The sequence below is a fragment of the Ruminococcus sp. genome (genome assembly GCF_016287535.1).
GTDB lineage: Bacteria > Bacillota > Clostridia > Oscillospirales > Ruminococcaceae > Ruminococcus.
This window is the reverse complement of record NZ_JAEFAJ010000002.1, coordinates 72044-94172: the sequence shown is the minus strand read 5'-3', so window position 1 is coordinate 94172 and position 22129 is coordinate 72044. Positions and strand designations below refer to the sequence as shown.

Sequence of the window (22129 nt, the reverse complement as noted above, 5' to 3'; positions counted from 1 at the left end):
GCAAATTCACATAAGGAGGGCATGAAATGCTTGATTTTTCATTCTGGAGCATTTTTGAGGCAGTTGTAAACACTGTCATACTTTTTGTGCTGCTGAGGATATTCCTTTTCAAGCCTATAAACAAAATAAAGGCAGAACGCACCCGTACTATACAGAACAACCTTGACTCCGCCGAAAAGGCAAAAGCCGAAGCCGAGGAGCTCCGTAAGCAGTATGAGGATTCTATCAGTGAAGCAAAGGAAAAGGCTAACCGGATAATCATGAAAGCGCATGAGGACGCTGAGGCTGAGTCATCTGCCATAATAAAGAAGTCCCAGGAAGAGGCTGAAAAGATCGTTGCAGACGCCGACAAGACCATCGAGAACGAGAGAAAGCGAGTTCTCCGTCAGGCTCAGTCCGAGATAGCAGACCTTGCTATAGAAGCTGCTTCCAGGATCATCGGTGAAAATGTTGACGACGAAAAGAACCGCCGTCTTGTAGACAAGTTCCTTTCCGAAGAGGAGGGCAAGAGATGAAAGACGCAGACAGAGAATTGCTGAAAGAGCTGGTACGTCTTGACGTTTCTCAGACCGACTGCTCTGACACAAGAAAGGTTCTTGAGACCTGTCCCGACCTTGCGGATACGCTCTCTAATCCCCTTGTCACCCACGACGAGAAAAGAGCCGTTATAAACAAGCTCTTCCCGGAGTCTATGCAGAAATTCATGATGAGCGCCGTCCGCAGCGGAGATGTTGAGCGCATAGGCGATATACTTGACGAATATGACGATATCCTCATAAACAGACAGGGCAGTATAAAGGCTGTGGTACGCTATGTTACTCCGCTTACGGAGTCGCAGCAGGCTGACCTGAGACAGTTTATCATGGATAAATTCGACAAGGAAGACGTCGATATAGAATATAAGCACGACCCTGATATCATCGGAGGCTTCATACTCAACGCAGGCGACCTTGAATACGACAAGAGCTACCGCACCAGTCTCCGTCTTATGAAGGACACGCTTCAGAACAAGGCTACAGAGTATGTGAGCTCTGTTTCAAAAAGCAGGAACAGCGATATCATATCCGTACTCAAAACAGAGGTGCGGGACTTTGACGTAAAGTCAGGAGCTACCGAAACAGGCTTCATCACCCGTCTCGGCGACGGTATCGCAAGAGTATACGGCATGAATTCCGTAATGTACGGCGAGCTTGTAGAATTTGAAACAGGTATCAGAGGCATAGTACAGAACCTTGAGGAAAAGACCGTGGGTGTAGTTCTCCTCGGAGACGACCACGGACTCACTGAGGGCTCTTCTGTTATCAGGACCGGCAAGAGAGCCGGTATCGGCGTGAGCGACGAGCTTCTCGGACGAGTAGTTGACGCTCTCGGAGCGCCTATAGACGGTCTCGGACAGATAAAGGCAGAGGACTACTTCCCCATAGAGCGCGAGGCTCCGGGAGTTATCGAGCGTAAGCCCGTAAGCGTACCTCTCCAGACAGGCATACTTGCCATAGACTCGATGTTCCCCATAGGCAGAGGTCAGCGTGAGCTCATTATCGGCGACCGCCAGACCGGAAAGACCTCAATTGCCGTTGATACTATCATAAACCAGAAGGGACAGGACGTTATCTGTATCTATGTTGCCATAGGTCAGAAGTCCTCCACTGTTGCACAGATAGTAAATACCCTTAAAAAGTACGGCGCTATGGATTACTCCGTAGTTGTATGCGCATCTGCCAGTGATCCCGCGCCCTTCCAGTATATAGCCCCTTATTCGGGAACTGCTATCGCGGAATACTTCATGTCAAAGGGCAAGGACGTACTCATAGTATACGACGACCTCTCCAAACACGCCGTCGCTTACAGAGCCATGTCCCTGCTGCTCCACCGTCCTCCCGGACGTGAAGCATACCCCGGCGACGTTTTCTATCTCCATTCGAGACTTCTTGAACGCTCCAGCCGTCTTGACGACGAGCACGGCGGCGGTTCGCTGACGGCTCTCCCGATAATCGAGACCCTCGCAGGCGATATCTCCGCTTATATCCCGACCAATGTAATATCCATAACCGACGGTCAGATATTCCTGGAGAGCGAGCTTTTTAACTCAGGTCTGCGCCCTGCCGTGAACTACGGACTCTCCGTATCCCGTGTAGGCGGCGCAGCTCAGACAAAGGCTATGAAGAAGGCTTCGGGCAATCTCCGTATTGACCTTGCCCAGTTCAAGGAAATGGAGATATTCACACAGTTCTCCTCAGAGCTCGACCAGTCCACGACTGAGCTCCTCAACCACGGACATATGCTCACAGAGCTGCTCAAACAGCCGCTCTACAATCCGCTCCCCCATTACGAGCAGGTCATACTCCTCTACGCTGCACAGCATGACTTTTTCAGGGGCATTCCCCTTGACGAGCTGAGAGAGTACCGCAAAGACCTTATGAACTACATCAGGAGCTACGGTCAGGACATTATCTCGGAAATAGAAGAAAACAAGGTCCTCACTGACGATCTTGCAGAGCGTATCGAAAGAATACTCACAGCTTTTGAAGAATAAGGCGGTGAAAAGCTATGCCCAACATGAGAGAGATCCGCGAAAGGATCGGAAGTATCCAGCAGATACTCAAAATAACCAACGCTATGTACCTCATGTCGTCCTCAAAGCTCAAAAAGGCAAGAAGCTCGCTTGAGGCTACAGAGCCTTACTTCTACAAGCTCCAGTCAACTATCGAAAGCGTGCTGGAGCATACTCCCCATACCCGTCAGCTCTATTTCGACAGGCGTCAGGATATCCCGGAGGACAAGCGTAAAAAGGGATATATCGTCATTACCGCCGACAAGGGGCTGTGTGGAAGCTACAATCATAATATCCTGAGATACACCGAGCAGAAGCTTGAAGAAGCGGCAGATATCGACAACTGCTACCTCTTCGTCATGGGACAGGTGGGAAGAATGCACTTCCAGCGCCGCATAGGCAGCGACAAGAAGGCTTACGTGGACGGAGAATTTCTCTATACCACCCAGAACCCCACCCTTTACAGAGCCCGTGAGATAGCAGAGCTCGTGCTTGATAAGTTCGAGAAGAGGGAGCTGGACGAGGTATACCTCATATATACCGATATGGTATCCTCTAATTTGCAGGAGCCGAGAACGCTCCGTCTCCTCCCCTTTGAGAGAAAGCACTTTGGAAAGGCTGCCGACGGTACTATGAAGAAGCTGCCGAAGGCTTCCTTCATGCCTTCTCCGGAAGAGGTTATGAACTACCTTATCCCTCAGTACGCAAAGGGAATAATCTACGGCGCTATGGTGGAAGCCTTCTGCTGCGAGCAGCAGTCGAGAATGACCGCTATGGACGCTGCTACCACCAGCGCAAAGGACATGATAAAGGACCTGTCGCTGCTCTATAACCGCGCAAGACAGGCGGCTATCACTCAGGAGATAACCGAGATATGCGGCGGCGCGGCATCGGTCAGCGATTAGAAATCAGTGATCAGAAAGTAGAAAGTAGTGAGAGATTTATGTTGAATAATAATCATACTATTTTTCAAAATCTGATAGTTTGGCAAAGAGCAATGGAACTGGTGGAAGAAATATATAGATTAATTAAATTTCTTCCTAAAGAAGAAACATATGCTTTGTCAGACCAGATGCGTAGAGCAGTTGTTTCAATACCATCTAACATAGCTGAGGGTGCAGGAAGAAAAACAAATTCGGATTTTGCACATTTTCTTGTTATAGCAAGAGGTTCGAGATATGAACTTGAAACACAGATACTTATATGTATCAGATTAGGATTTATTAAGGAAGAACAAGCAGCCAGAGCTTTGTAATGAAATCGGCAAAATGCTAACATCGTTTCTCAGAAATCTAAAAGCAGAATAAACTACTTTCTGCTTTCTGATTTCTGACAACTGCTTCTTCCTGAAAGGTGAAGCTTATGGAAAAAGGCAGAATAACTCAGGTCATCGGACCTGTTATAGACGTTGAGTTCAGCGTTGGAAAGCTCCCTATGATAAAGGACGCTCTCACCGTTGAGGTGGACGGCAGAAAGCGGGTAATGGAAGTCGCTCAGCATATGGGCAACCACATCGTCCGCTGCATAATGCTGGCGTCCAGCGAGGGACTCAGCAAAAATATGGAGGTCACTCCCACAGGCTCCTGTATAAAGGTACCGGTGGGCGAGAAAACACTCGGACGTATGTTCAATGTCCTCGGCGAACCTATCGACAAGAAAGGCGACGTTGAGACCGAAGAGAAATGGGAGATACACCGCAAGGCTCCAACCTTTCAGGATCAGAGCCCCGTTGTTGAGGTCCTCGAAACAGGAATCAAGGTCATAGACCTTATAGCTCCCTACGCAAAAGGCGGTAAGATAGGTCTCTTCGGAGGCGCCGGCGTAGGAAAGACTGTTCTTATACAGGAGCTCATACGCAATATCGCCACCGAGCACGGCGGCTATTCCATATTCACAGGTGTGGGAGAGCGTTCCCGTGAGGGCAACGACCTCTGGAACGAAATGCAGGAATCGGGAGTTATCTCAAAGACCGCTCTTGTTTTCGGTCAGATGAACGAGCCTCCCGGATCTCGTATGCGCGTGGCTCAGACAGGTCTTACCATGGCTGAGTATTTCCGTGACTGCGAGCACAAGGACGTTCTTCTCTTTATCGACAATATCTTCCGTTATGTACAGGCAGGCTCGGAGGTATCAGCACTTCTGGGACGTATGCCCTCAGCTGTTGGATATCAGCCTACACTTGCAAACGAAGTCGGCGAATTGCAGGAGCGTATAACTTCCACCAGAAACGGCTCCATAACCTCGGTACAGGCGGTCTACGTCCCTGCCGACGACCTTACGGACCCTGCTCCTGCGGTAACATTCGCACACCTTGACGCTACCACGGTACTTTCCCGTAAGATAGTTGAACAGGGCATATACCCGGCTGTAGACCCCCTTGAATCCAATTCACGTATCCTCGAACCTGAAATAGTCGGCGAGGAGCATTATGCGGTCGCAAGACAGACTCAGGAGATACTCCAGAAATACAAGGAGCTCCAGGACATCATCGCCATACTCGGTATGGAGGAGCTGGGCGAGGAGGACAAGCTGACGGTATACCGTGCAAGAAAGATACAGAAGTTCCTGTCCCAGCCCTTCAATGTTGCCGAGAACTTCACAGGTCTCAAGGGCAAGTACGTGCCCCTCAAGGACACTATCGAGGGCTTCAAGGCCATTATCGAGGGCGAGATGGACAAGTACCCCGAAACCGCATTCCTCATGGCAGGCACTATTGACGACGTTATTATGAAAGCCCGTCAGATGGACGAGTAATAAAGGAGGGAGCCGGATATGGCAAAGACCTTTCACCTTGAAATAATCGCTACCGACCGCATTTTCTTCAGCGGAGAAGTCGAGCATCTCGTTATAACCGCTATCGACGGACTTCTCGGAATAATGGCGGGTCACGAGCCCCTCGTAACATCACTTCCCACAGGCGAGCTGAAATACCTTGTGGACGGCGTATGGAAGTATGCCGCCATATCTGAGGGCTTCATACAGGTCATGCCGGATTCGTCCATAATCCTTGCGGACACCTGTGAGCTTCCTGAGGAGATAGACATCAAACGCGCTCAGGAGGCAAAGGAACGCGCTGAGGAGCGTCTCAGACAGAAACAGAGCATAAAGGAATACTATGAGACACAGGCTGCTCTGAACCGCGCGATGAACCGCCTTAAACTGTCACAGAAGCATTTCAAGTAAGAATAAATGCACTCCGTATCCGGGGTGCATTTTTTGTTATCACTGCAGTGGGCGCCCTTTCCGCCGCCCCTGCAGGCTAACGGCTATTTTGTTCATAATTCCGAAATTTTCTGTTCTTAATTGTGCATATTTTTGAAATGGGGATTTTTTCAGTCCAGATACTTGACTTTTTTATAAAAATATAGTACAATAATTGTAATTGTCAAAGAGACAGGAAATAAGGGCTGCTGCCTTTTCCGCATACCTGCGGAAAGGGGGAAAAAGCCCCATATTTAGGAGGCATGACTGTGAAAAAGACAGGCAAAAAAACTTTCTTCATTGTCGTTGCTTTTATCGCTTTGTTCGCTGTTACGTCAGTAATGGGCATTGATAAGCTCTACGGCGATAACAGAACTACTTACGTCAAGGGCGTTGACGATATCCGTCTCGGTATAGATATCAAGGGCGGCGTTGACGTTACTTTCGGTCCTGCCGGCAACTTCGACGCAGATCAGGGACAGCTTGATTCTGCTACCGAAGTCATCAAGACCAGACTTTCTTCACTCGGTATCACAGATAACGAAGTGTACAGCGATATTAAGAGCGACAGAATTATCGTCCGCTTCCCTTGGAAAGTCGGCGAATCAAACTTCGACCCTGAGTCCGCTGTTAAGGAACTCGGTGAAATGGCTGAACTGACATTCCGTAAGGGCACAGATACAACTACTGACGCTGACGGAAATACTGTACCGTCAGGCGAGATCGTTCTCAACGGCGACGATATCGCTTCTGCAAAGAGTCAGTACCTACCCACTGAAGACGGCAAGGATATGGAATACTCCGTATCCCTTGAGCTCAAATCCTCTGGTACAGAAAAATTCGCTGAGGCTACCGGTGAGCTCGCAGGCTCCAGTACGCCTATCTCGATCTGGATGGACAATACAATGATCTCAGCTCCTACAGTAAAGAACGCTATCACAGGCGGAACTGCTCAGATCACAGGTAATTTCGATCTCGAATCATCGACAAAGCTCGCTAATCAGATCAACTCAGGTGCTCTCCCCTTCAAAATGGAGACAAAGAGCTTCAGGACCATATCTCCTACAATGGGTGAGGGTTCACTTGACGCTATACTCCTTGCAGCTATCATCGCATTCTGCTGCATCGCTGTATATATGATAATCCTTTACAAGCTTCCCGGCGTTGTTGCCGTTATCGCACTCTGCGGTCAGGTCGCAGGCTCTCTTGCAGCTGTTACAGGCTGGTTCGGTTTCATGAAGGGCTCCACGCTCACTATCCCCGGTATCGCAGGTATCATACTTGCAGTCGGCATGGGCGTTGACGCAAACATCATCACCGGCGAGCGTATCAAGGAAGAGCTCAGAACAGGCAAGTCTCTTGACGCTGCTATAAAGATAGCATACAAGAAGGCATTCTCCGCTATCCTTGACGGTAACATCACAAATGTTATCATCGCTGTTATACTCATGGGTGCTTTCGGCGTTCCGGACAGCTTCTTCTCGAAGATCCTCAACAAGACTATCTTCTTCCCATTCGGCGCTACTGCTGAGGGCGTTGTTTACTCCTTCGGATTTACCCTGCTCGCAGGTGTTATCTGCAACTTCATCTTCGGAGTATTTGCTTCAAGACTTATGGTAACATCACTCTCCAAGTTCAAGTGCTTCAAAAACAGAAAGCTTTACGGAGGTGACGTGAAATGAGCAAGAATACTACTCAGAAGGAAAACGTAAGCACTCCCGCAAAGGTATATGACTTCTGTTCAAAGAAAAGGCTTATCCTCGGCGTCGTAATCACTGTTCTCGTGGTATTCATCGCAGGTGCGATAATCAGAGGCATACACCTCGCTATCGAGTTCAAGGGCGGTACGCTCATAACCTACACCTATCAGGGCGATATCAATACCAATGAAGTTGTTGACGCTGTAAAGGAAATTGTAGGCTCAACTGTTACGGCAAGAACCGGTGAGAGCCTTGACTCCGGCGGAAAGCAGATAACTATCTCCTTTACCTCCGATGAGGGACTTACAGCCGACAGACAGACAGAGCTCACAACAGCTCTGAGAGAGAAGTTTGCTTCAAACGACCTCGTTATCTACGATTCAAACGATGTTAACCCATCTTCGGGCCGTGAATTCCTGCTCAAATGCTTTATCGCGGTGCTCTTTGCAGCATTCATTGTTATCATCTATATTGCTGTAAGATTCAGAAATATCGGCGGCTGGTCCGCAGGCGTATGCTCTATCTTCGCGCTCTGCCTCGATATCTTCGTAGCGTTCACAACTACTGTAGTATGCGGTTTCAGCATCGACTCAAACATCGTTGCGGTTATCCTTACTATCCTCGGTTACTCCATCAACAACACCATCGTTATTTACGACAGAATCAGAGAGAACCGCAACCTTATGCCAAAGGCTTCACTCAATGAGCTTATCAACGTAAGCTGTACACAGTCACTTACACGTTCTATCAGAACTTCTGTAACAACTATCGGTACTATGCTCGTAATCACCATAGTTGTTCTTGTAACAGGCTACAAGTCGCTGCTCAGCTTCTCTGTACCGCTTATGATGGGTCTTATCTCAGGTACGTTCTCGTCACTCTTCGTTGCGCCTGTAACATGGTCATGGTGGAAGAACAAGAACGACGCAAAGAAAAAGAAATCAAAGTAATATCACAGACCGTCCTCAGGGGCGGTCTTTCTTTGTTTAAACATTTATTATGTTTGTATGTTATTTTACTATTAATATTGACTTTTTGCTTTTGCAATGATAATATATTTAAGGTAATGCTGTTAACATACTTTCAGATCAGGGCGGTTTTATATTTACAATATTCGTTATCAGTATTTATCGAACTACTATTATTATAACAACGGAGGAATTAAAAATGAAAAAATTCACTAAAAGCTTTATCACGATCTTTGTAAGCTTAATAATGCTTATCTCTGTACTTCCTATGTCTGCTTTTGCAGCAAATAACTCTACAGATTACTGGAATCACAATCAGCCTACAACAACTCTTTCTGTGGGAAGCAAAGGTGATACGGTATCATGGCTGCAGTGCGCGCTCAATTACCTGATCATTAAGGGCGACAGCTACGGACACAAATTAAACACATCAAAGCTTGATGTTGACGGTGCCTTTGGCGAGAAAACCCAAAAAGCTGTTATAGCTTTTCAGAGAAAATATTCAATAGACGCAGACGGTATCTTTGGTAAAGAATCCCGTACAGTAATGAGAAATGCATTGCCTATAACCAACGCATTATATGCATATAATAATTATAACGTACCTACAACAACACTCAAAAAGGGAAGCAGCGGTTCATCAGTTCGCTGGTTACAGTGCGCGATCAACAAACTGATCTTTTTCGGTTCCAGAGACGGTCGCTATATAAGTAATCATTATCTTGAAGTTGACGGTAAATATGGCGCTAAGACCGTAGCAGCTGTTAAAGCATTCCAAAAGAGATTCGGCTTAAAAGATGTAGACGGAATATTTGGTCCTAAATCTCTTGCAAAAATGAAATCAGTTCTCTGATTTCAAATCAGCCGCTTTGCTATCTGACACACAGCCCCGTGAAAAACGGGGCTGTTTCTTTTGTGCGTTGCTTTGCACAGCTGCTGCTCCGATCATCTTGACTTTGTAATAATTATATTGTATAATATATTGCAGAATGACCGAAAGGAGTGGTAACGTGGCAAAGCTCAAATTTACTGAAAAAAACAATGAAGTATGTATCGTGTGCAGATTTACGGGGAGCGAAATGCTCAACGAGCCTGAATACCGTTATTTTATAGATAACAGCATAAAGGGCTGGCTCGTTCCCTCTCTTGTTTCCGACGGAAAAATGGTCTTCACAGGCGCCAAGGGAGTACCTCTGATAAACGTGCTGAAAAACGGTATCGACAAGAAACAGTATTTCAGGATAGTGTCAAATCTTCTCGACATTCTCGAAGTTGCCGAAAAGTGCGGCTTCAATATGCAGAACATCGTTCTCGATCCGAACTTCATCACGGCAGACCAGCATACAAAAGAGATACACCTTTTCTATCTCCCGCTCTGGTACAACGAGACCACCAACGACGGTATAGTAAACTGTCTGCGCAGGATATCTACCTACGCAAATTACAGCACCCGCTACGACTACGACCACATTGACAGCTTTATGAATTTCGTCATAAGCAAGTCCGCTTTCAGCATATATGAAACAAAGAACTATATACGCAGTGAAGCTCCGGAGCTTTTCGCACTCCCGGACAGGAGCGAATTCAGCAGACCCGCTTCACAGGCTGCTCAGCAGCCTGTGCGCAAGCCGAAGGTGATACCGCCTGTCGAAAGCAGCGGAGATACGCATATTTTCGCACCGCCCCGGGCAGAAAAGCCTGCGGCTGCAGTTTTAAAAAGAACAGAGCCCAAGGTGATACCTGCTATAAAGGAGGACAAGAAACAGAGCCTCCCAGAGCTCGTCAGAAAGGAGATACCTCATACAGAACAGAGCTATCCCACCCTTACAAGACGCTCAACAGGGGTCACCGTAAATATCGACAAGCCTGTTTTCAGGATAGGCAAGGAACGCGACCGCGTTGACTTCTGTATCACTGAAAACCGCACAGTGAGCCGGCTTCACGCGACTATATACACACGCAGCGGCTCATGCTTCATAGAGGATAACAACTCCACCAACAGAACATACATCAATGGTACGCCGGTCATTCCCGACAGGGAGATAAAACTCAAGAACGGCGACGTACTCAAACTTTCCAACGAAGAATTCGATTTCACAGACAGGTAGAATGCAGTATGGAATACATCGCAGCCTGCGATACAGACGCAGGCATCTCAAAATATATCAATCAGGACAGCGTATGCGTCAAAACTGCTGAAACAGGCAGCGGGAAAGCCGCTCTTATACTGGTATGCGACGGCATGGGAGGTCTCTCCCGCGGAGAGCTCGCCAGCGCAGAGGTCATACGCAGCTTTGCGGAATGGTTCGACAGCGAGTTCCCGTTCGAGCTTCCGGACTGGAACTGGGAAGCAGCCGCACACAATGTCATAAGCCGCCTGAGAAGGCTGAACGCTATGATGGTGGACTACGGTATGCACGAGGATATACAGCTCGGCACCACCGCTACCGGAATAATAGCCGTGGATTCAAAATTCATGACCTTCCATGTGGGCGATACCCGTATTTACAAGATATCCGACAAGCTCAGCCAGCTCACCGACGACCACACCTTCGTGAACCGCGAAGTAAAAAGCGGAAGAATGACTCCCGAGGAGGCTAAGACAGACCCCCGCAGGAACGCTCTCGTACAGTGTGTAGGCGTTACCGCCGATATCTTCCCGGAGGTCAAGCTCGGCGACCTCGAAAGCGGCGCGAACTATATGATATGCTCGGACGGTTTCCGCCACGTCCTTACCGAAAAGGAGCTTTTCGAGGAACTGTCGCCTGCCGTCACCGCTTCAAAAGCGGATATGCAGAAAAAGCTTCGTCAGCTCATAGACACAGTCAAGACAAGAGAGGAAAACGATAATATTACAGCCGCTCTGTTCCGTCCCGAATTCTGACACACCTTCAAACGCAGCTATACGCTTCAAAGGAGAGGAACCATGACTACAGGAGAGATACTCGTCATCGCAGCAGCCGCTGCGGTGTTCATTATAATAAATATAATAATGTGGACCATTATTATAAAAAAGGAACGCAGGGAAGCTGCCGCGGAAGAAGCAGCCTCTGCGGACAAAGGCATAAAGCTGCCGGGCGGAGTACCCGGAGCAGCAGCCGAAATGGGATTCAGGCTGCTTGAAAATATTGTCATCGTCCACACGGACGACAGGATATAGGGTCATACCTGCCGCTCTCCATGCAGGCGGCGGTCTGATATATATTTTTTTATGATATAGGAGGAAAATCAAAATGAAAACAGTTTTTAAGGTCTCAAGCATAGTATTGCTGGTATGCTACAGTTTAGTAGCTATCTCAAACATCAGTGATATCTCAATAATTAGTTCGAGCGCAGCCGGTCATACAGGTGCAGATGCCGCTATGAGCGGTCTCAATGTCCTGATCATAATCCTCGGACTGATCCCGGTTGGCATTGCTATATTCATGACTATAGCCGGTCTGAAAGAGAACTATGATTTCTGTTTCAAGCTCTCAGCGCTGCTGCTTGTGATAGTCATAGTATCATTTTTGCTGAGCAAAGAGAAAAGCACTGGTGTTATCAGTCTCGCTATTGCTATAGTATACTGCTTCATGGCAAAAATGCTGGCTTCAAAATACTGATATCAGCTTCTTAAAGGAGTTTAATATGGACAGATCCGATATTTACCGCAATCAGGAGGCAAAGGCGAAGGAGTACGCCCACAACCGCACTCTGCTCAACAAATGCAGCAAGACCTACAAAGGACTTATCATAGCATATCTTTTCGCACTGACATTCTTTCCGCTGCTTTCATTCTTTCTTATGCTCGGCAGCGTTTTTGCGGAAGATACCATATTCCTGACATTTGAGAGCTTTATAGTCTACTCGCTGAGTATATACTGCGCATGGCAGGCGGCATACCGAAAACGGGATCTGTTCGTAATATTCGTCGGCATCACAGCTGTGGTCAATCAGCTCATACTCGGAGTGTTCAGGCACTACGCCAAAGGCGAATACCTGAAATACTTCAAATTCGATTCCATAGGCTATACTTTTAAAATACACCTGTTTCTGCTCGCCGTCATACTTGTGATCGTTGTTATAAACATGGCAGCGAACATTGTTTACCACAGGCTTGAAGAAGCAGACGGGTTCCCGCATTTCAGCGAGCGCTTCTACGACCAGGACATGGACAGAAAGCAGGCAGCTATAAAGGACCCTTATCAGACTGAATTTGAAAGGCTCAAAAAAAGCGCTTCGGATTCAATGTCGGAGCTTACGGCTCCCGACGATGAGATCGATGAGTATATCGACGATTACAGAAACAACTTTATGGATGATGTGTAATTTACACAGAAATCAGGCAGAATTTCATTAAAACTAAGGCGGCTCTCAGCCGCCTTTTTTGTTGACACGAAAGATTTATGATGATATAATTAGTATATCCTCAATAACCGCCGTAAGGCGGTTATTGCCCCGAACTTCGTTCGGTGGGGGCGCAAATTTCTTAAAAGACACAGAATTTGCGCGGTATACTGATTGATATCCTTTGCGCTTAAAGCGCACATCAATTTTCATTTTAAAGGAGTAAGTTTCAAATGAGCAGTAATATCAACAGCTATGAAAGCCCATTCTGTACACGTTACGCAAGTGAGGAAATGCAGTACATTTTCTCCGCGGATAAGAAGTTCACCACATGGAGAAAGCTCTGGGTGGCTCTTGCGAGAGCCGAGATGAAGCTGGGTCTGCCGGTAACAGAGGCTCAGGTGAAGCAGCTTGAGGAGCATATAAACGATGTGGACTACGAAATGGCAGCTGAACGTGAAAAAATAACACGCCACGATGTTATGGCTCATGTATTTACATACGGACAGGCTTGTCCCGATGCGGCAGGTATCATACACCTCGGCGCGACTTCATGCTATGTAGGCGATAATACCGACGTCATCATCATGCGTGACGCTCTTAAAGTAGTGCGCAGAAAGCTTCTCAATGTAATGAACAACCTTGCAAAGTTCGCAGACGAGTACAAAAATCTCCCCTGCCTTGCTTATACCCATCTGCAGCCCGCTCAGCTCACCACAGTGGGCAAGAGGGCTACTCTCTGGCTCAATGAGCTCCTCATGGACTTTCAGGACCTTGAATACCGTATGTCCACACTGAAGCTCCTCGGCTCGAAGGGTACAACAGGCACTCAGGCTTCATTCATGGAGCTTTTCGAGGGCGATACCGATAAGATCAAGAAGCTGGAGCAGATGATAGCGGAGGAAATGGGCTTCGACGCGGTAGTTCCCGTATCCGGTCAGACCTACTCACGCAAGGTCGACTCAAAGGTGCTGGAGCTTCTCAGCGACATAGCTCAGTCCGCAAGCAAATTCTCCAACGATATGCGTATACTCCAGTCCTTCAAGGAAATGGAGGAGCCCCGTGAAAAGAAGCAGATAGGCTCGTCCGCGATGGCTTACAAGCGCAATCCCATGCGCTGTGAGAGAATAACCTCTCTTGCGCGTTACGTGATGATAGACAGCCTCAACCCTGCGTTCACAGCGGGCACACAGTGGTTCGAGAGGACTCTCGATGACTCCGCAAACAAGCGTATCAGCGTAGCAGAGGCTTTCCTCGGCGTTGACGCTATACTCAACATAATGCTCAATGTTACAAACGGTATCGTTGTTTACCCCGAAATGATACGCCGCCGCGTTATGGCGGAGCTTCCCTTCATGGCAAGCGAGAACATCATGATGGACGCCGTAAAGAAGGGCGGAAACCGTCAGGAGCTCCACGACCGTATCATGGACTACTCCATGGAGGCAGGCGCCAATGTAAAGGTCAGGGGTCTCGACAACAATCTCTGCGAGCTCATCGAAGCCGATCCTATGTTCATGGTAACAAAGGAGGAGCTTGACGCAGTTCTCAAGCCTGAGAACTACACAGGCAGAAGCTCACAGCAGGTGGACGAATTCCTTGCCGAGTGCATAAAGCCCATACTCGACGCAAACAAGGACGTTCTCGGCGAAAGCTTTGAAATGAAGAATTGAGCGAAGCCTTCGGCTGCTCAGTTGAGAGTTGAAAGTGGAGAGTTGAGAGTTTTTGATACCCTCCGCTGTCAAGAGCAGCTTTTTCAACTCTCAACTCTAAACTCTCAACTTTTTGCGATATTCCGCACTCTACGATGCGTAGACTCCGCTTTTCATCATAATTCTACACCCCGTGGGTGTACATTTCCTGCGCAGCATGATACACTTTTCTCAGAAAGGAGGAAACATGAATGGATCAGGTAAAGATCGGTAAATTCATCTCTCAGATGAGAAAAGAAAAAGGACTTACACAGAAACAGCTTGCTGAAGAACTCCTTATCAGCGATAAGACAGTTTCCAAATGGGAAACAGGCAAGGGTATGCCGGAGGTGTCCCTTATGCTGCCCCTCTGTGAAAAGTTAGGTATCAATGTAAACGAGCTCCTCACGGGCGAGCGTATCCCCGACGAGGACTACAAGAAGAAAGCGGAGGAAAATATTATGGATATCATGCGTGAAAAAGAAGAAAGCATCAGAAAAATAATCATTTCGGCTGTTTCAGCCGCTATCGCAGTACTTGCAAGCGTTACGATCATATTAGTGGCAGGCACATTGAAAATGGAAACATGGCAGAGGATTCTGCTTATCGCAATAGCCGTGATCGTTATGGCAGGCGGTATCGCTGTTGCCTGCATGGCGGATCTCAGCGCAGGCACCTATGAGTGCAGACAGTGTGGAACACGCTTCGTACCGTCTGCAAAGAGCTATGTTTTCGGCATTCATACTATCACAAAGAGAAAGCTCACCTGCCCTAAGTGCGGCAAACGTTCTTACTGCAAGCGCAGACTGACACACTGAATATACGGGGCGGATATTATACGCCCTGATAATATTAAACGATCACAGGAGATAAAATGAAAAAACCACTCATTATCGGCGGAGCTGTTCTCGGATCTCTGCTCGCCGCCGCACTGGTAATATTCATATTCTTTCCCGGACTTCCCACTTATTTAAAGGTAAAGCACAAATACGACAACATAGACAGCCGTGTGCCTGAGTTCCCAAGAGTGGAAATACCGGCGGATTACGTGACTCATACCATCAGGGGAGTGACGTTCAGCGCTCCGTCCGACTGGGAGGCTCATTCGGCAATTTCCGGCTTTGAGCCGTCGTCCTACCGCGCCGCAGATGAAAAGTCGATGATAATTGCTATCAGGTTCGACCAGAGCTATTACGATATCCTTTACAGCGAAGACGCTGAATACGACCCGTGGGAGGGATATGACCACAGCGTGGAGGAGTACAGACACTTTTTCAGCAAAACAGGATCGGATCCCCCCGGAAAATGGCTGAATATGCTCATTATCTGGCTCGCAAGAGACGGCTTTACGGCTAAGGACTGCTTAAAGCTCCGCGGCACTGACCTTGACGTTTTTGAGGAGCTTGCTGAGATCAAGGAGAATTCGCCGAATATTGAGAATTCGTGGAAGACCTCAGGCGAGGGCTTTAAAGCCTATATCGGACAGGTCACAGGCTACGGATATGACGGCGGGATATGGACTTATACAGTGATCCCGAATGACAGCGAGGATCTGATCGTCGTGACGGTCAAATGTGCCGACGAAACGACCGCAAAGCAGATAATCAGCTCCATAGAGCTTGAATAACAAAGGATAAGCTATGAAAAAAGAATATCTCGAAGCGGGCAAGATAGTCACCACCCACGGCATACGGGGCGAGGTGAAGATAATGCCCTACACCGACAGCCCTGAGCTCCTTGCGGAGTTCGACAGGCTGTTCATAGGAAAAGATCACAAGGAAGTGTTCATTGAGCGCTCACGGGTGTTCAAGAATACTGTCATTGCCAAGATAGAGGGCGTGGACACTCCTGAGGATGCGGAAAAGCTCCGCAACAAGGTGCTGTATATGCACCGCGACGACCTTGAACTTGACGAGGACACCTATTTCATACAGGACCTTATCGGTATGGAGGTCAGGGACGCGGACACCTCGGAGGTATACGGCACTATCGCCGACGTAATGCAGACCGGCGCAAACGATGTCTACGTCATCAAGGGCGTTGACAAGGAGTACCTTGTCCCGGCTATCGCAGATGTTGTGGTATCCACCGATACCGACGGGAATGTAATGACTATCCGCCCACTCGACGGACTTTTCGACTGATATATGAAGAAAAACAATATAATATCCCTCACTGTACTGGCAGTGCTGTTCGCAGGACTCGCAGTCTGGTCTGTGCTGTTTTTCCCGCCTCACTACAGGAACAAAAACGCTGATATAATACTGATCGGCGAAGAGCACGGTGTGAAGCGATACTACGATATGGAGCTCGAATACTGGAAGGACTGCTACGAAAACAAGGGTATGCGCCACCTTTTTCTGGAGCTTCCCTACTATGACGGAGAATTCCTCAATATATGGATGCAGTCCGATAATGATGAGCTGCTTGACAGTATGCTTGAAGAGATTCAGGGCACGGCAAGCGACACCCCTGATTATAAGGAGTTTTTCCTCGCTATAAAGCGCGATTTCCCGGAAACCGTTTTTCACGGCACCGATATCGGTCACCAGTACAAGACCACGGGCGCAAGATATCTTGAATATATTTCGGAAATGAACTCAGGCGATCTGACTCATTCGGAGAACCAGCGCATAGCTCTTGAAAACATCGAGCAGGCAAAAACGGCGTACAGTGCCGATCCTTCCGAATTTTTGGCTTTGCGTGAGCCTTATATGATATCAAACTTTATCCGCGAGTATGACAATGCCGGTCAGCCTGAGATAATGGGTATCTACGGCACATACCATTTGGATATGTCAGCGGACATAATGGCAGGAGCGCTCAAAAAGCATTACGGCGAATATATAAGCTATACTCTGCTCCCGACAAAGTATTACCGCGGCTGGGGACAGCTCCCGGAATGGGGCATATCGGTCGTGGGCATGGTATTCCTGCTCATGCTCTTCATACCCAATATCATATGGAGCAAAAGACAACCCGAAGGCTATAAGGAATCCGCAAAACGTGAAAACAAGGTGCTCCTTGCTCTTGAACGTACAGGCGAAGTGCTTGTTAGCGCACTTCTGCTCACCGACCGCCGGCTTGACCGCTTTTCATTCTCACCGCGGCTGGGCTACATAATACTTGCACTTGTACTTATGATAATTTACGAGCTGTACTGGATAAAGTATTTCCGAAGCAGCCGCACACTTGCGGATATGTACTCGGATTACTGCGGATTTCCGCTGGCAGGAGCTTCCCTGCCGGTATTTGCCGCGTTCCTGCTGGGAGTTTACGACTGCAATGTCTTTCTTATCGCAGCGGCAGTAATACTCGGCATCGGACACATCGGCATACACCTTATGCATAAAAAAGAAACAGAAAAATAAAAGAACAAAAGAAAAACGGCTCAACACAGCCAAAAAGGAGGCATTTATCATGAAAAAGATCTTAGGCGTACTGTTTTTTCTAATCATCGCCGCTATCGGAGTATGCGCGTACTTCTTCCCCGGACTTCCCTACTACTACAAGACAAAGCACGAATTTGACGAGACCGGAAGTATATGGTACGATGTCCCTAAGGAGCTGCCGGAGCTGTCCGACGGCTACGACCTCTACTCCTCACTTGGTGTGCGTATAACCGCGTGGAAGGGCATGGAGCCCGTCCGCACCGACGAAAAGGACGCTGTAATGTGGGGCAGCAAGGACGAGAATCTCTTTGTTTCGGTCTGCGTGGACACTCTCGGCGAGAATTATGACTTTCTCGACATGACGGGCATAGATCCCGAAGATCTGGACCGCTACTGCAGAAAAATACAGAAGACCACTCCCGAAAACAAATATGAATTCGTCCGCCTTGCATCAATGCTGACTATGGACGACTTTGACCTTCGCAGCAGAAAAAACGCAAAGACAGCTTACAGGATAATGAGCTGCAAAAACGATATGATAGCGGGAGAATCCAACAAGGTAAGCTTCTACCCTGTTGACGGCGTGGGATTCCGCGGTTTCCTCATAACTCATGACACTCCGGAGGGACAGACTGCTTTTATAAATATCTACCCCGAAATGGACAAGCGTCACCGCTATATCCTGTCCATGAGCGTAACAGACTGGAATGAGGTATTAGCTATTGCCGAAAGCGTACAGCTTACATGACAGCAATGCAGGAACTGCCATTGAGTGTGTTCCCGAACTATAAAGGAGAAAATTATGCATATTGAGATCGCCACACTGTTTCCCGAAATGTGCGAGGCTGTACTCGGAGAAAGCATAGTCGGCAGAGCGCGGAAAGCAGGGAAAATAAGCCTTCACTGCCGTCAGATAAGAGAGTATACTCACGACAAGCACCGCAGAGTCGATGATACGCCCTACGGCGGCGGCATGGGCATGGTGATGCAGTGTGAGCCGATATACAACTGCTATATGGCGGTATGCGAGGAGCTCGGCACAAAGCCGCATACTATATATATGTCTCCAAAAGGCAGGATCTTCGACCAGAAACGCGCCATAGAGCTTTCAAAGCTGGACAATATCCTTATTGTATGCGGTCACTACGAAGGCGTGGATCAGCGCGTCATCGACAAAATAGTTGACGAGGAGCTTTCCATAGGCGATTATGTACTCACAGGCGGCGAGCTTCCCGCAATGGTAGTCGCCGATACAGTCGCCCGTATGTGTGAGGGAGTCCTCTCAGACGAGGTGTGCTTCACAGACGAGAGCATATACAGCGGACTCCTCGAATATCCCCAGTATACACGACCAGAGGTATGGGAGGGAGAAGCCGTTCCGCCTGTTCTTCTCACGGGTCATCACAAGAATATAGAGGCATGGAGACATGAACAGAGCCTTAAAATCACCGAGGAAAGGCGTCCTGATCTTTTAGCTAAATATAAATTAAATAATGACTGAGCGTTTTTTGCGCTTTTGGGTTTAAGTTTAACATTTATTGCTGTTCCACATATTAACTGGCTGTATACACAAAAAAACATTTTCCCTTTAGAAGAATTCAACATAATCTTACGTTGAATAATATGCATTTTCAACAATTAGAATCAACATTTTTTTGTAGTGATAATAAACAAGCAAGTTGATAAAAATTCGTTCACATTTAATCTAAATGTAGAATTTAGAGAAAAGAAGAAGCATAATCGCAAAAATCCGTTGACGAAGGAAAAAATAGAATGTATAATAAAATCAGCAAGTAAAACAATTGCAAACGACAACACAGTCCTGCAAAAAAATGAGAGGGGCTGTAACCACAGAGAATAGGAGAGTTGTTTATGTTTGTTAGAGAAGTAATGGTAAAGAATCAGGTTGGACTTCACGCAAGACCCGCTACTTTCTTTATTCAGAAAGCAAACGAGTTCAAGTCATCAATCTGGATCGAGAAGGAAGAGCGCAGAGTAAACGCTAAGAGCTTACTCGGTATCCTTTCACTCGGTATCGTTGGCGGTACAAATGTTAAGGTCATCGCTGACGGCGCTGATGAAAAGGCTGCAGTTGACGCACTCATCGAGCTTGTTGACAGCGGTTTCAGCGAGGAGAACAGATAATTTAACGACGACTATATTTTGGGGCGTTACGATAAGTAACGCCCGCTTTTATTTTTGCCTACTGCAGATATTCCGCCATATTTTCGGCGAATATACCGTATCCGCGTGAGGGATCGGATACAAATACATGGGTCACAGCTCCGGCAAGCCTGCCGTCCTGTATGACAGGACTTCCGCTCATGCCCTGAACTATGCCGCCTGCGGCTTCAAGAAGCCTTTTGTCAGTTATGCGTATCACCATATTCTTTGACCCGGAGCTGCCGTAATCGACACGCTCTATCTCCGCGGTGTACTTTTCAGGCTTTTCACCGGATATCGTGGCGTATATCTCAGCCGGACCCTCTTTTATATCCTGACTGTACGCCATAGTGAACTCTTCACAGTCCGCAGAAAGCTCTGCGAGCGCCTCCGGAGTGAGCTTACCATAGATACCGCTGTTCCTGTTGCTGTCAAGTACGCCGAAGCTCTCACCTGCGGCAAAGCTGCCACGCAGCTCACCGGGGATACCTTCCGCGCCGCGCCGGACATCGGTTATCTCAACAGGTACGGCTTCCCCGCTGTGAACAGGAACTATACCCCCGGTGTCAGAGTCACATACAGGGTGTCCGAGACCTGCAAAGCAGCCGCTTTCCTTGTCAAAAAATGACATCGTACCTATGCCTGCGATACTGTCACGGACCCACATTCCGCCTTTCCAGCTTCCGCTCCTGCGCGAGAATACAGGCTGGAGCGACACGGGAAAAATATCACCGTCGCGTTCCACGGAGAGCTCAACCGCTTTTCCGCCGGACGCAGCTATTGCCGCCTGCAAAGCGTCATTTGAGGTAAGGACCTCGCCGTCCGCAAGACGTATCACATCGCCTGTTCGTATCCCGGCTTTTTCCGCAGGACAGCTCATATCACCGTTTTCGTCCTCAACATCGCCCAGACCTGTGACCATTACTCCTTCCATAAGGAGCTTTATACCGAAAGGTCTGCCGCCGACTGCATACACCGGCGCTTCTGCCCGGCGGACTTCCACATTTTTCACCGGTATGACGCCAAAAAGCGATAGAGTTACCTGCTCGGTGCCTGAACAGCTCCCCGCCGCAGGAACTGCCCCGTCAAAGGCAGTCATACATCTCAGTTCGGGATATTCCGCTATTTTAAAGGCTTTTCCCGTTTCGGCAGTGACAGCCGACGGCAGCCGCAGCGAATAATATCCTGCTGTTCCGAATAATCCGAGCATTGCAGCAGATAATAAGGCTGCAGCTGATCTAATTATTTTTCTTTTCAACATCATTTTGTTTTTTATCCTTTCATGTTCCCGGAGGAACATAATTATTATGCTCCGGCTTTGTGATAATATAAATGTGAAATCCACACAGCCGGAATGTACTTATGGAGTAAATATGGACCGTAAAAAAAAGAAATATCTTCCTGCAAAGCGTTCCCGCATTATGACCGCTGCAAAGGCTACAATGCTGGCACTCAGCCTGTGGTTCTCATGCGCTATGACGGCTCTCAGCGGCGCAGGACTTGTATACAACCGCGGTAGCTACGGGGAAAGCCTCTCAAAAACAGGCGTGTTCCTTGTTATATCCGCCGTTTTGATGACTTCCGGAGCTTTTTTATGCCTCTTCCGGAAAAAAAAGGTAAATATACTTTCGATAATACTGTCAGCCTCAGGGCTTGTCCTGTGCCTGACTATGCTGCACCGTCTCGCCGCTCACGCCGATTCAGCAGGCTGGACGGACAAGTACACCCTTTCTCCTGTGAGCGATATGTACATACGCCGGATACTGCCCTGTATCGCTCCCGTGACTATGGCAGTGGTCATTGCGGCTGTGCAGCTGTGCTCATATGAGGTACAGGAGCAGTGCCGCGGTAAATATCAGAGTAAATAGCTTTTTGGCTGTCGGTAACTGCGGGGCGTTTGCGTAATTTCCCCAAACTACAGATACAAATTCTGTCAAGACCGCCATTTATGGCGCTCGTCTTGACCTTGACTGAATTTGCATTTGTGGTATAATAAGCAATTGCGAACGCTGTATACACAGTAACCCACCAAAGTATTTATATACCCAAATATTATACACCAGAAAGGACGGGAAAACCGTCCTTTTTTGCGTATCAGCAAAAAAATTCACACTTTAAGCTGCTTTTTTATACTTTT

Annotated in this window: 24 protein-coding genes; 23 read left to right on the top strand and 1 reads right to left on the bottom strand. The window is 47.9% G+C overall.

All coding sequences use genetic code 11. The features are described from left to right. Positions 1-26: 26 nt before the first annotated feature. The 22 genes from atpF (at position 27) to QZZ36_RS01895 (ending at position 19974) form a co-directional block, all read left to right on the top strand. Positions 27-515 carry a F0F1 ATP synthase subunit B gene (gene atpF / locus QZZ36_RS02000; protein WP_295075916.1) on the top strand — a complete coding sequence of 163 codons (489 nt, stop codon included), beginning with the start codon at positions 27-29 and terminating at the stop codon, positions 513-515. Further along, positions 512-2533 (top strand): F0F1 ATP synthase subunit alpha, encoded by a 2022-nt coding sequence (gene atpA, locus QZZ36_RS01995; protein ID WP_295075913.1) that lies wholly within the window; start codon positions 512-514, stop codon positions 2531-2533. The genes atpF and atpA overlap by 4 nt, the downstream gene beginning before the upstream one ends. A gap of 14 nt (positions 2534-2547) precedes the next feature. After that, the gene (atpG, locus tag QZZ36_RS01990) at positions 2548-3456 is read left to right on the top strand and encodes an ATP synthase F1 subunit gamma (RefSeq protein ID WP_295075910.1); all 909 of its coding nucleotides are present in this window, start codon (positions 2548-2550) and stop codon (positions 3454-3456) included. Further along, the gene (locus QZZ36_RS01985; RefSeq protein WP_365685407.1) at positions 3426-3806 is read left to right on the top strand and encodes a four helix bundle protein; all 381 of its coding nucleotides are present in this window, start codon (positions 3426-3428) and stop codon (positions 3804-3806) included. Before atpG ends, QZZ36_RS01985 begins: the two co-directional genes overlap by 31 nt. A 107-nt stretch (positions 3807-3913) precedes the next feature. Continuing rightward, the gene (gene atpD, locus QZZ36_RS01980) at positions 3914-5305 is read left to right on the top strand and encodes a F0F1 ATP synthase subunit beta (protein WP_295075904.1); all 1392 of its coding nucleotides are present in this window, start codon (positions 3914-3916) and stop codon (positions 5303-5305) included. 18 nt (positions 5306-5323) lie between these two features. Then, entirely contained in the window at positions 5324-5734 is a 411-nt protein-coding gene (locus QZZ36_RS01975) for a F0F1 ATP synthase subunit epsilon (protein WP_295075901.1), read from the top strand. A gap of 287 nt (positions 5735-6021) precedes the next feature. Next, positions 6022-7434 carry a SecD/SecF family protein translocase subunit gene (locus tag QZZ36_RS01970; RefSeq protein ID WP_295075899.1) on the top strand — a complete coding sequence of 471 codons (1413 nt, stop codon included), beginning with the start codon at positions 6022-6024 and terminating at the stop codon, positions 7432-7434. Beyond that, complete coding sequence (gene secF / locus QZZ36_RS01965; RefSeq protein WP_295075896.1) at positions 7431-8402, top strand: protein translocase subunit SecF; 972 nt, start codon at positions 7431-7433, stop codon at positions 8400-8402. Before QZZ36_RS01970 ends, secF begins: the two co-directional genes overlap by 4 nt. A 217-nt stretch (positions 8403-8619) precedes the next feature. Then, on the top strand, positions 8620-9273 hold the full coding sequence (locus QZZ36_RS01960) for a peptidoglycan-binding protein (protein ID WP_295075893.1): 654 nt from the start codon (positions 8620-8622) through the stop codon (positions 9271-9273). Positions 9274-9430: 157 nt separating this feature from the next. After that, positions 9431-10528, top strand: coding sequence for an FHA domain-containing protein (locus QZZ36_RS01955; RefSeq protein ID WP_295075891.1), 1098 nt, complete (start codon positions 9431-9433; stop codon positions 10526-10528). 8 nt (positions 10529-10536) lie between these two features. Further along, on the top strand, positions 10537-11304 hold the full coding sequence (locus QZZ36_RS01950; protein ID WP_295075888.1) for a PP2C family serine/threonine-protein phosphatase: 768 nt from the start codon (positions 10537-10539) through the stop codon (positions 11302-11304). A 42-nt stretch (positions 11305-11346) separates the two neighbouring features. Further along, on the top strand, positions 11347-11580 hold the full coding sequence (locus QZZ36_RS01945) for a hypothetical protein (RefSeq protein WP_295075885.1): 234 nt from the start codon (positions 11347-11349) through the stop codon (positions 11578-11580). A 73-nt stretch (positions 11581-11653) separates the two neighbouring features. Beyond that, positions 11654-12022, top strand: coding sequence for a hypothetical protein (locus tag QZZ36_RS01940; protein WP_295075882.1), 369 nt, complete (start codon positions 11654-11656; stop codon positions 12020-12022). A gap of 25 nt (positions 12023-12047) precedes the next feature. Continuing rightward, complete coding sequence (locus QZZ36_RS01935; RefSeq protein WP_295075879.1) at positions 12048-12728, top strand: hypothetical protein; 681 nt, start codon at positions 12048-12050, stop codon at positions 12726-12728. Positions 12729-12979: 251 nt separating this feature from the next. Next, positions 12980-14419, top strand: coding sequence for an adenylosuccinate lyase (purB, locus tag QZZ36_RS01930; protein WP_295075876.1), 1440 nt, complete (start codon positions 12980-12982; stop codon positions 14417-14419). A 230-nt stretch (positions 14420-14649) separates the two neighbouring features. Then, positions 14650-15255: a helix-turn-helix transcriptional regulator gene (locus QZZ36_RS01925; RefSeq protein WP_295075873.1), complete on the top strand. Its 606-nt coding sequence runs from the start codon at positions 14650-14652 to the stop codon at positions 15253-15255. A gap of 56 nt (positions 15256-15311) precedes the next feature. Then, a complete protein-coding gene (locus QZZ36_RS01920) occupies positions 15312-16064 on the top strand; it encodes a hypothetical protein (protein ID WP_295075870.1) in 753 nt (250 codons plus the stop codon). Between the two features lie 13 nt (positions 16065-16077). After that, the gene (gene rimM, locus QZZ36_RS01915) at positions 16078-16581 is read left to right on the top strand and encodes a ribosome maturation factor RimM (protein WP_295075867.1); all 504 of its coding nucleotides are present in this window, start codon (positions 16078-16080) and stop codon (positions 16579-16581) included. Positions 16582-16584: 3 nt separating this feature from the next. Further along, positions 16585-17808, top strand: a complete 1224-nt coding sequence (locus QZZ36_RS01910) for a hypothetical protein (RefSeq protein ID WP_295075864.1) — start codon at positions 16585-16587, stop codon at positions 17806-17808. A gap of 49 nt (positions 17809-17857) precedes the next feature. Continuing rightward, complete coding sequence (locus QZZ36_RS01905) at positions 17858-18577, top strand: hypothetical protein (RefSeq protein WP_295075860.1); 720 nt, start codon at positions 17858-17860, stop codon at positions 18575-18577. Between the two features lie 54 nt (positions 18578-18631). Further along, a complete protein-coding gene (trmD, locus tag QZZ36_RS01900) occupies positions 18632-19330 on the top strand; it encodes a tRNA (guanosine(37)-N1)-methyltransferase TrmD (RefSeq protein ID WP_295075857.1) in 699 nt (232 codons plus the stop codon). A 371-nt stretch (positions 19331-19701) separates the two neighbouring features. Further along, entirely contained in the window at positions 19702-19974 is a 273-nt protein-coding gene (locus QZZ36_RS01895) for an HPr family phosphocarrier protein (RefSeq protein ID WP_019679940.1), read from the top strand. 58 nt (positions 19975-20032) lie between these two features. On the opposite strand, the gene spoIVB is transcribed toward QZZ36_RS01895, so the two are convergent. Then, positions 20033-21256, bottom strand: coding sequence for a SpoIVB peptidase (spoIVB, locus tag QZZ36_RS01890; protein WP_295075854.1), 1224 nt, complete (start codon positions 21254-21256; stop codon positions 20033-20035). A 109-nt stretch (positions 21257-21365) separates the two neighbouring features. Between spoIVB and QZZ36_RS01885 the strand changes: the two genes are divergently transcribed. Further along, positions 21366-21860, top strand: a complete 495-nt coding sequence (locus QZZ36_RS01885) for a hypothetical protein (RefSeq protein ID WP_295075853.1) — start codon at positions 21366-21368, stop codon at positions 21858-21860. Positions 21861-22129 lie beyond the last annotated feature (269 nt).

What these genes read in the sequence shown, in the direction of transcription:
- atpF (WP_295075916.1), top strand. Translation starts at nt 27, where the DNA reads ATGCTTGATTTTTCATTCTGGAGCATTTTTGAGGCAGTTGTAAACACT.
- atpA (WP_295075913.1), top strand. Translation starts at nt 512, where the DNA reads ATGAAAGACGCAGACAGAGAATTGCTGAAAGAGCTGGTACGTCTTGAC.
- atpG (WP_295075910.1), top strand. Translation starts at nt 2,548, where the DNA reads ATGCCCAACATGAGAGAGATCCGCGAAAGGATCGGAAGTATCCAGCAG.
- QZZ36_RS01985 (WP_365685407.1), top strand. Translation starts at nt 3,426, where the DNA reads ATGCGGCGGCGCGGCATCGGTCAGCGATTAGAAATCAGTGATCAGAAA.
- atpD (WP_295075904.1), top strand. Translation starts at nt 3,914, where the DNA reads ATGGAAAAAGGCAGAATAACTCAGGTCATCGGACCTGTTATAGACGTT.
- QZZ36_RS01975 (WP_295075901.1), top strand. Translation starts at nt 5,324, where the DNA reads ATGGCAAAGACCTTTCACCTTGAAATAATCGCTACCGACCGCATTTTC.
- secF (WP_295075896.1), top strand. Translation starts at nt 7,431, where the DNA reads ATGAGCAAGAATACTACTCAGAAGGAAAACGTAAGCACTCCCGCAAAG.
- QZZ36_RS01960 (WP_295075893.1), top strand. Translation starts at nt 8,620, where the DNA reads ATGAAAAAATTCACTAAAAGCTTTATCACGATCTTTGTAAGCTTAATA.
- QZZ36_RS01950 (WP_295075888.1), top strand. Translation starts at nt 10,537, where the DNA reads ATGGAATACATCGCAGCCTGCGATACAGACGCAGGCATCTCAAAATAT.
- QZZ36_RS01945 (WP_295075885.1), top strand. Translation starts at nt 11,347, where the DNA reads ATGACTACAGGAGAGATACTCGTCATCGCAGCAGCCGCTGCGGTGTTC.
- QZZ36_RS01940 (WP_295075882.1), top strand. Translation starts at nt 11,654, where the DNA reads ATGAAAACAGTTTTTAAGGTCTCAAGCATAGTATTGCTGGTATGCTAC.
- QZZ36_RS01935 (WP_295075879.1), top strand. Translation starts at nt 12,048, where the DNA reads ATGGACAGATCCGATATTTACCGCAATCAGGAGGCAAAGGCGAAGGAG.
- purB (WP_295075876.1), top strand. Translation starts at nt 12,980, where the DNA reads ATGAGCAGTAATATCAACAGCTATGAAAGCCCATTCTGTACACGTTAC.
- QZZ36_RS01925 (WP_295075873.1), top strand. Translation starts at nt 14,650, where the DNA reads ATGGATCAGGTAAAGATCGGTAAATTCATCTCTCAGATGAGAAAAGAA.
- QZZ36_RS01920 (WP_295075870.1), top strand. Translation starts at nt 15,312, where the DNA reads ATGAAAAAACCACTCATTATCGGCGGAGCTGTTCTCGGATCTCTGCTC.
- rimM (WP_295075867.1), top strand. Translation starts at nt 16,078, where the DNA reads ATGAAAAAAGAATATCTCGAAGCGGGCAAGATAGTCACCACCCACGGC.
- QZZ36_RS01910 (WP_295075864.1), top strand. Translation starts at nt 16,585, where the DNA reads ATGAAGAAAAACAATATAATATCCCTCACTGTACTGGCAGTGCTGTTC.
- QZZ36_RS01905 (WP_295075860.1), top strand. Translation starts at nt 17,858, where the DNA reads ATGAAAAAGATCTTAGGCGTACTGTTTTTTCTAATCATCGCCGCTATC.
- trmD (WP_295075857.1), top strand. Translation starts at nt 18,632, where the DNA reads ATGCATATTGAGATCGCCACACTGTTTCCCGAAATGTGCGAGGCTGTA.
- QZZ36_RS01895 (WP_019679940.1), top strand. Translation starts at nt 19,702, where the DNA reads ATGTTTGTTAGAGAAGTAATGGTAAAGAATCAGGTTGGACTTCACGCA.
- spoIVB (WP_295075854.1), bottom strand. Translation starts at nt 21,256, where the DNA reads ATGATGTTGAAAAGAAAAATAATTAGATCAGCTGCAGCCTTATTATCT.
- QZZ36_RS01885 (WP_295075853.1), top strand. Translation starts at nt 21,366, where the DNA reads ATGGACCGTAAAAAAAAGAAATATCTTCCTGCAAAGCGTTCCCGCATT.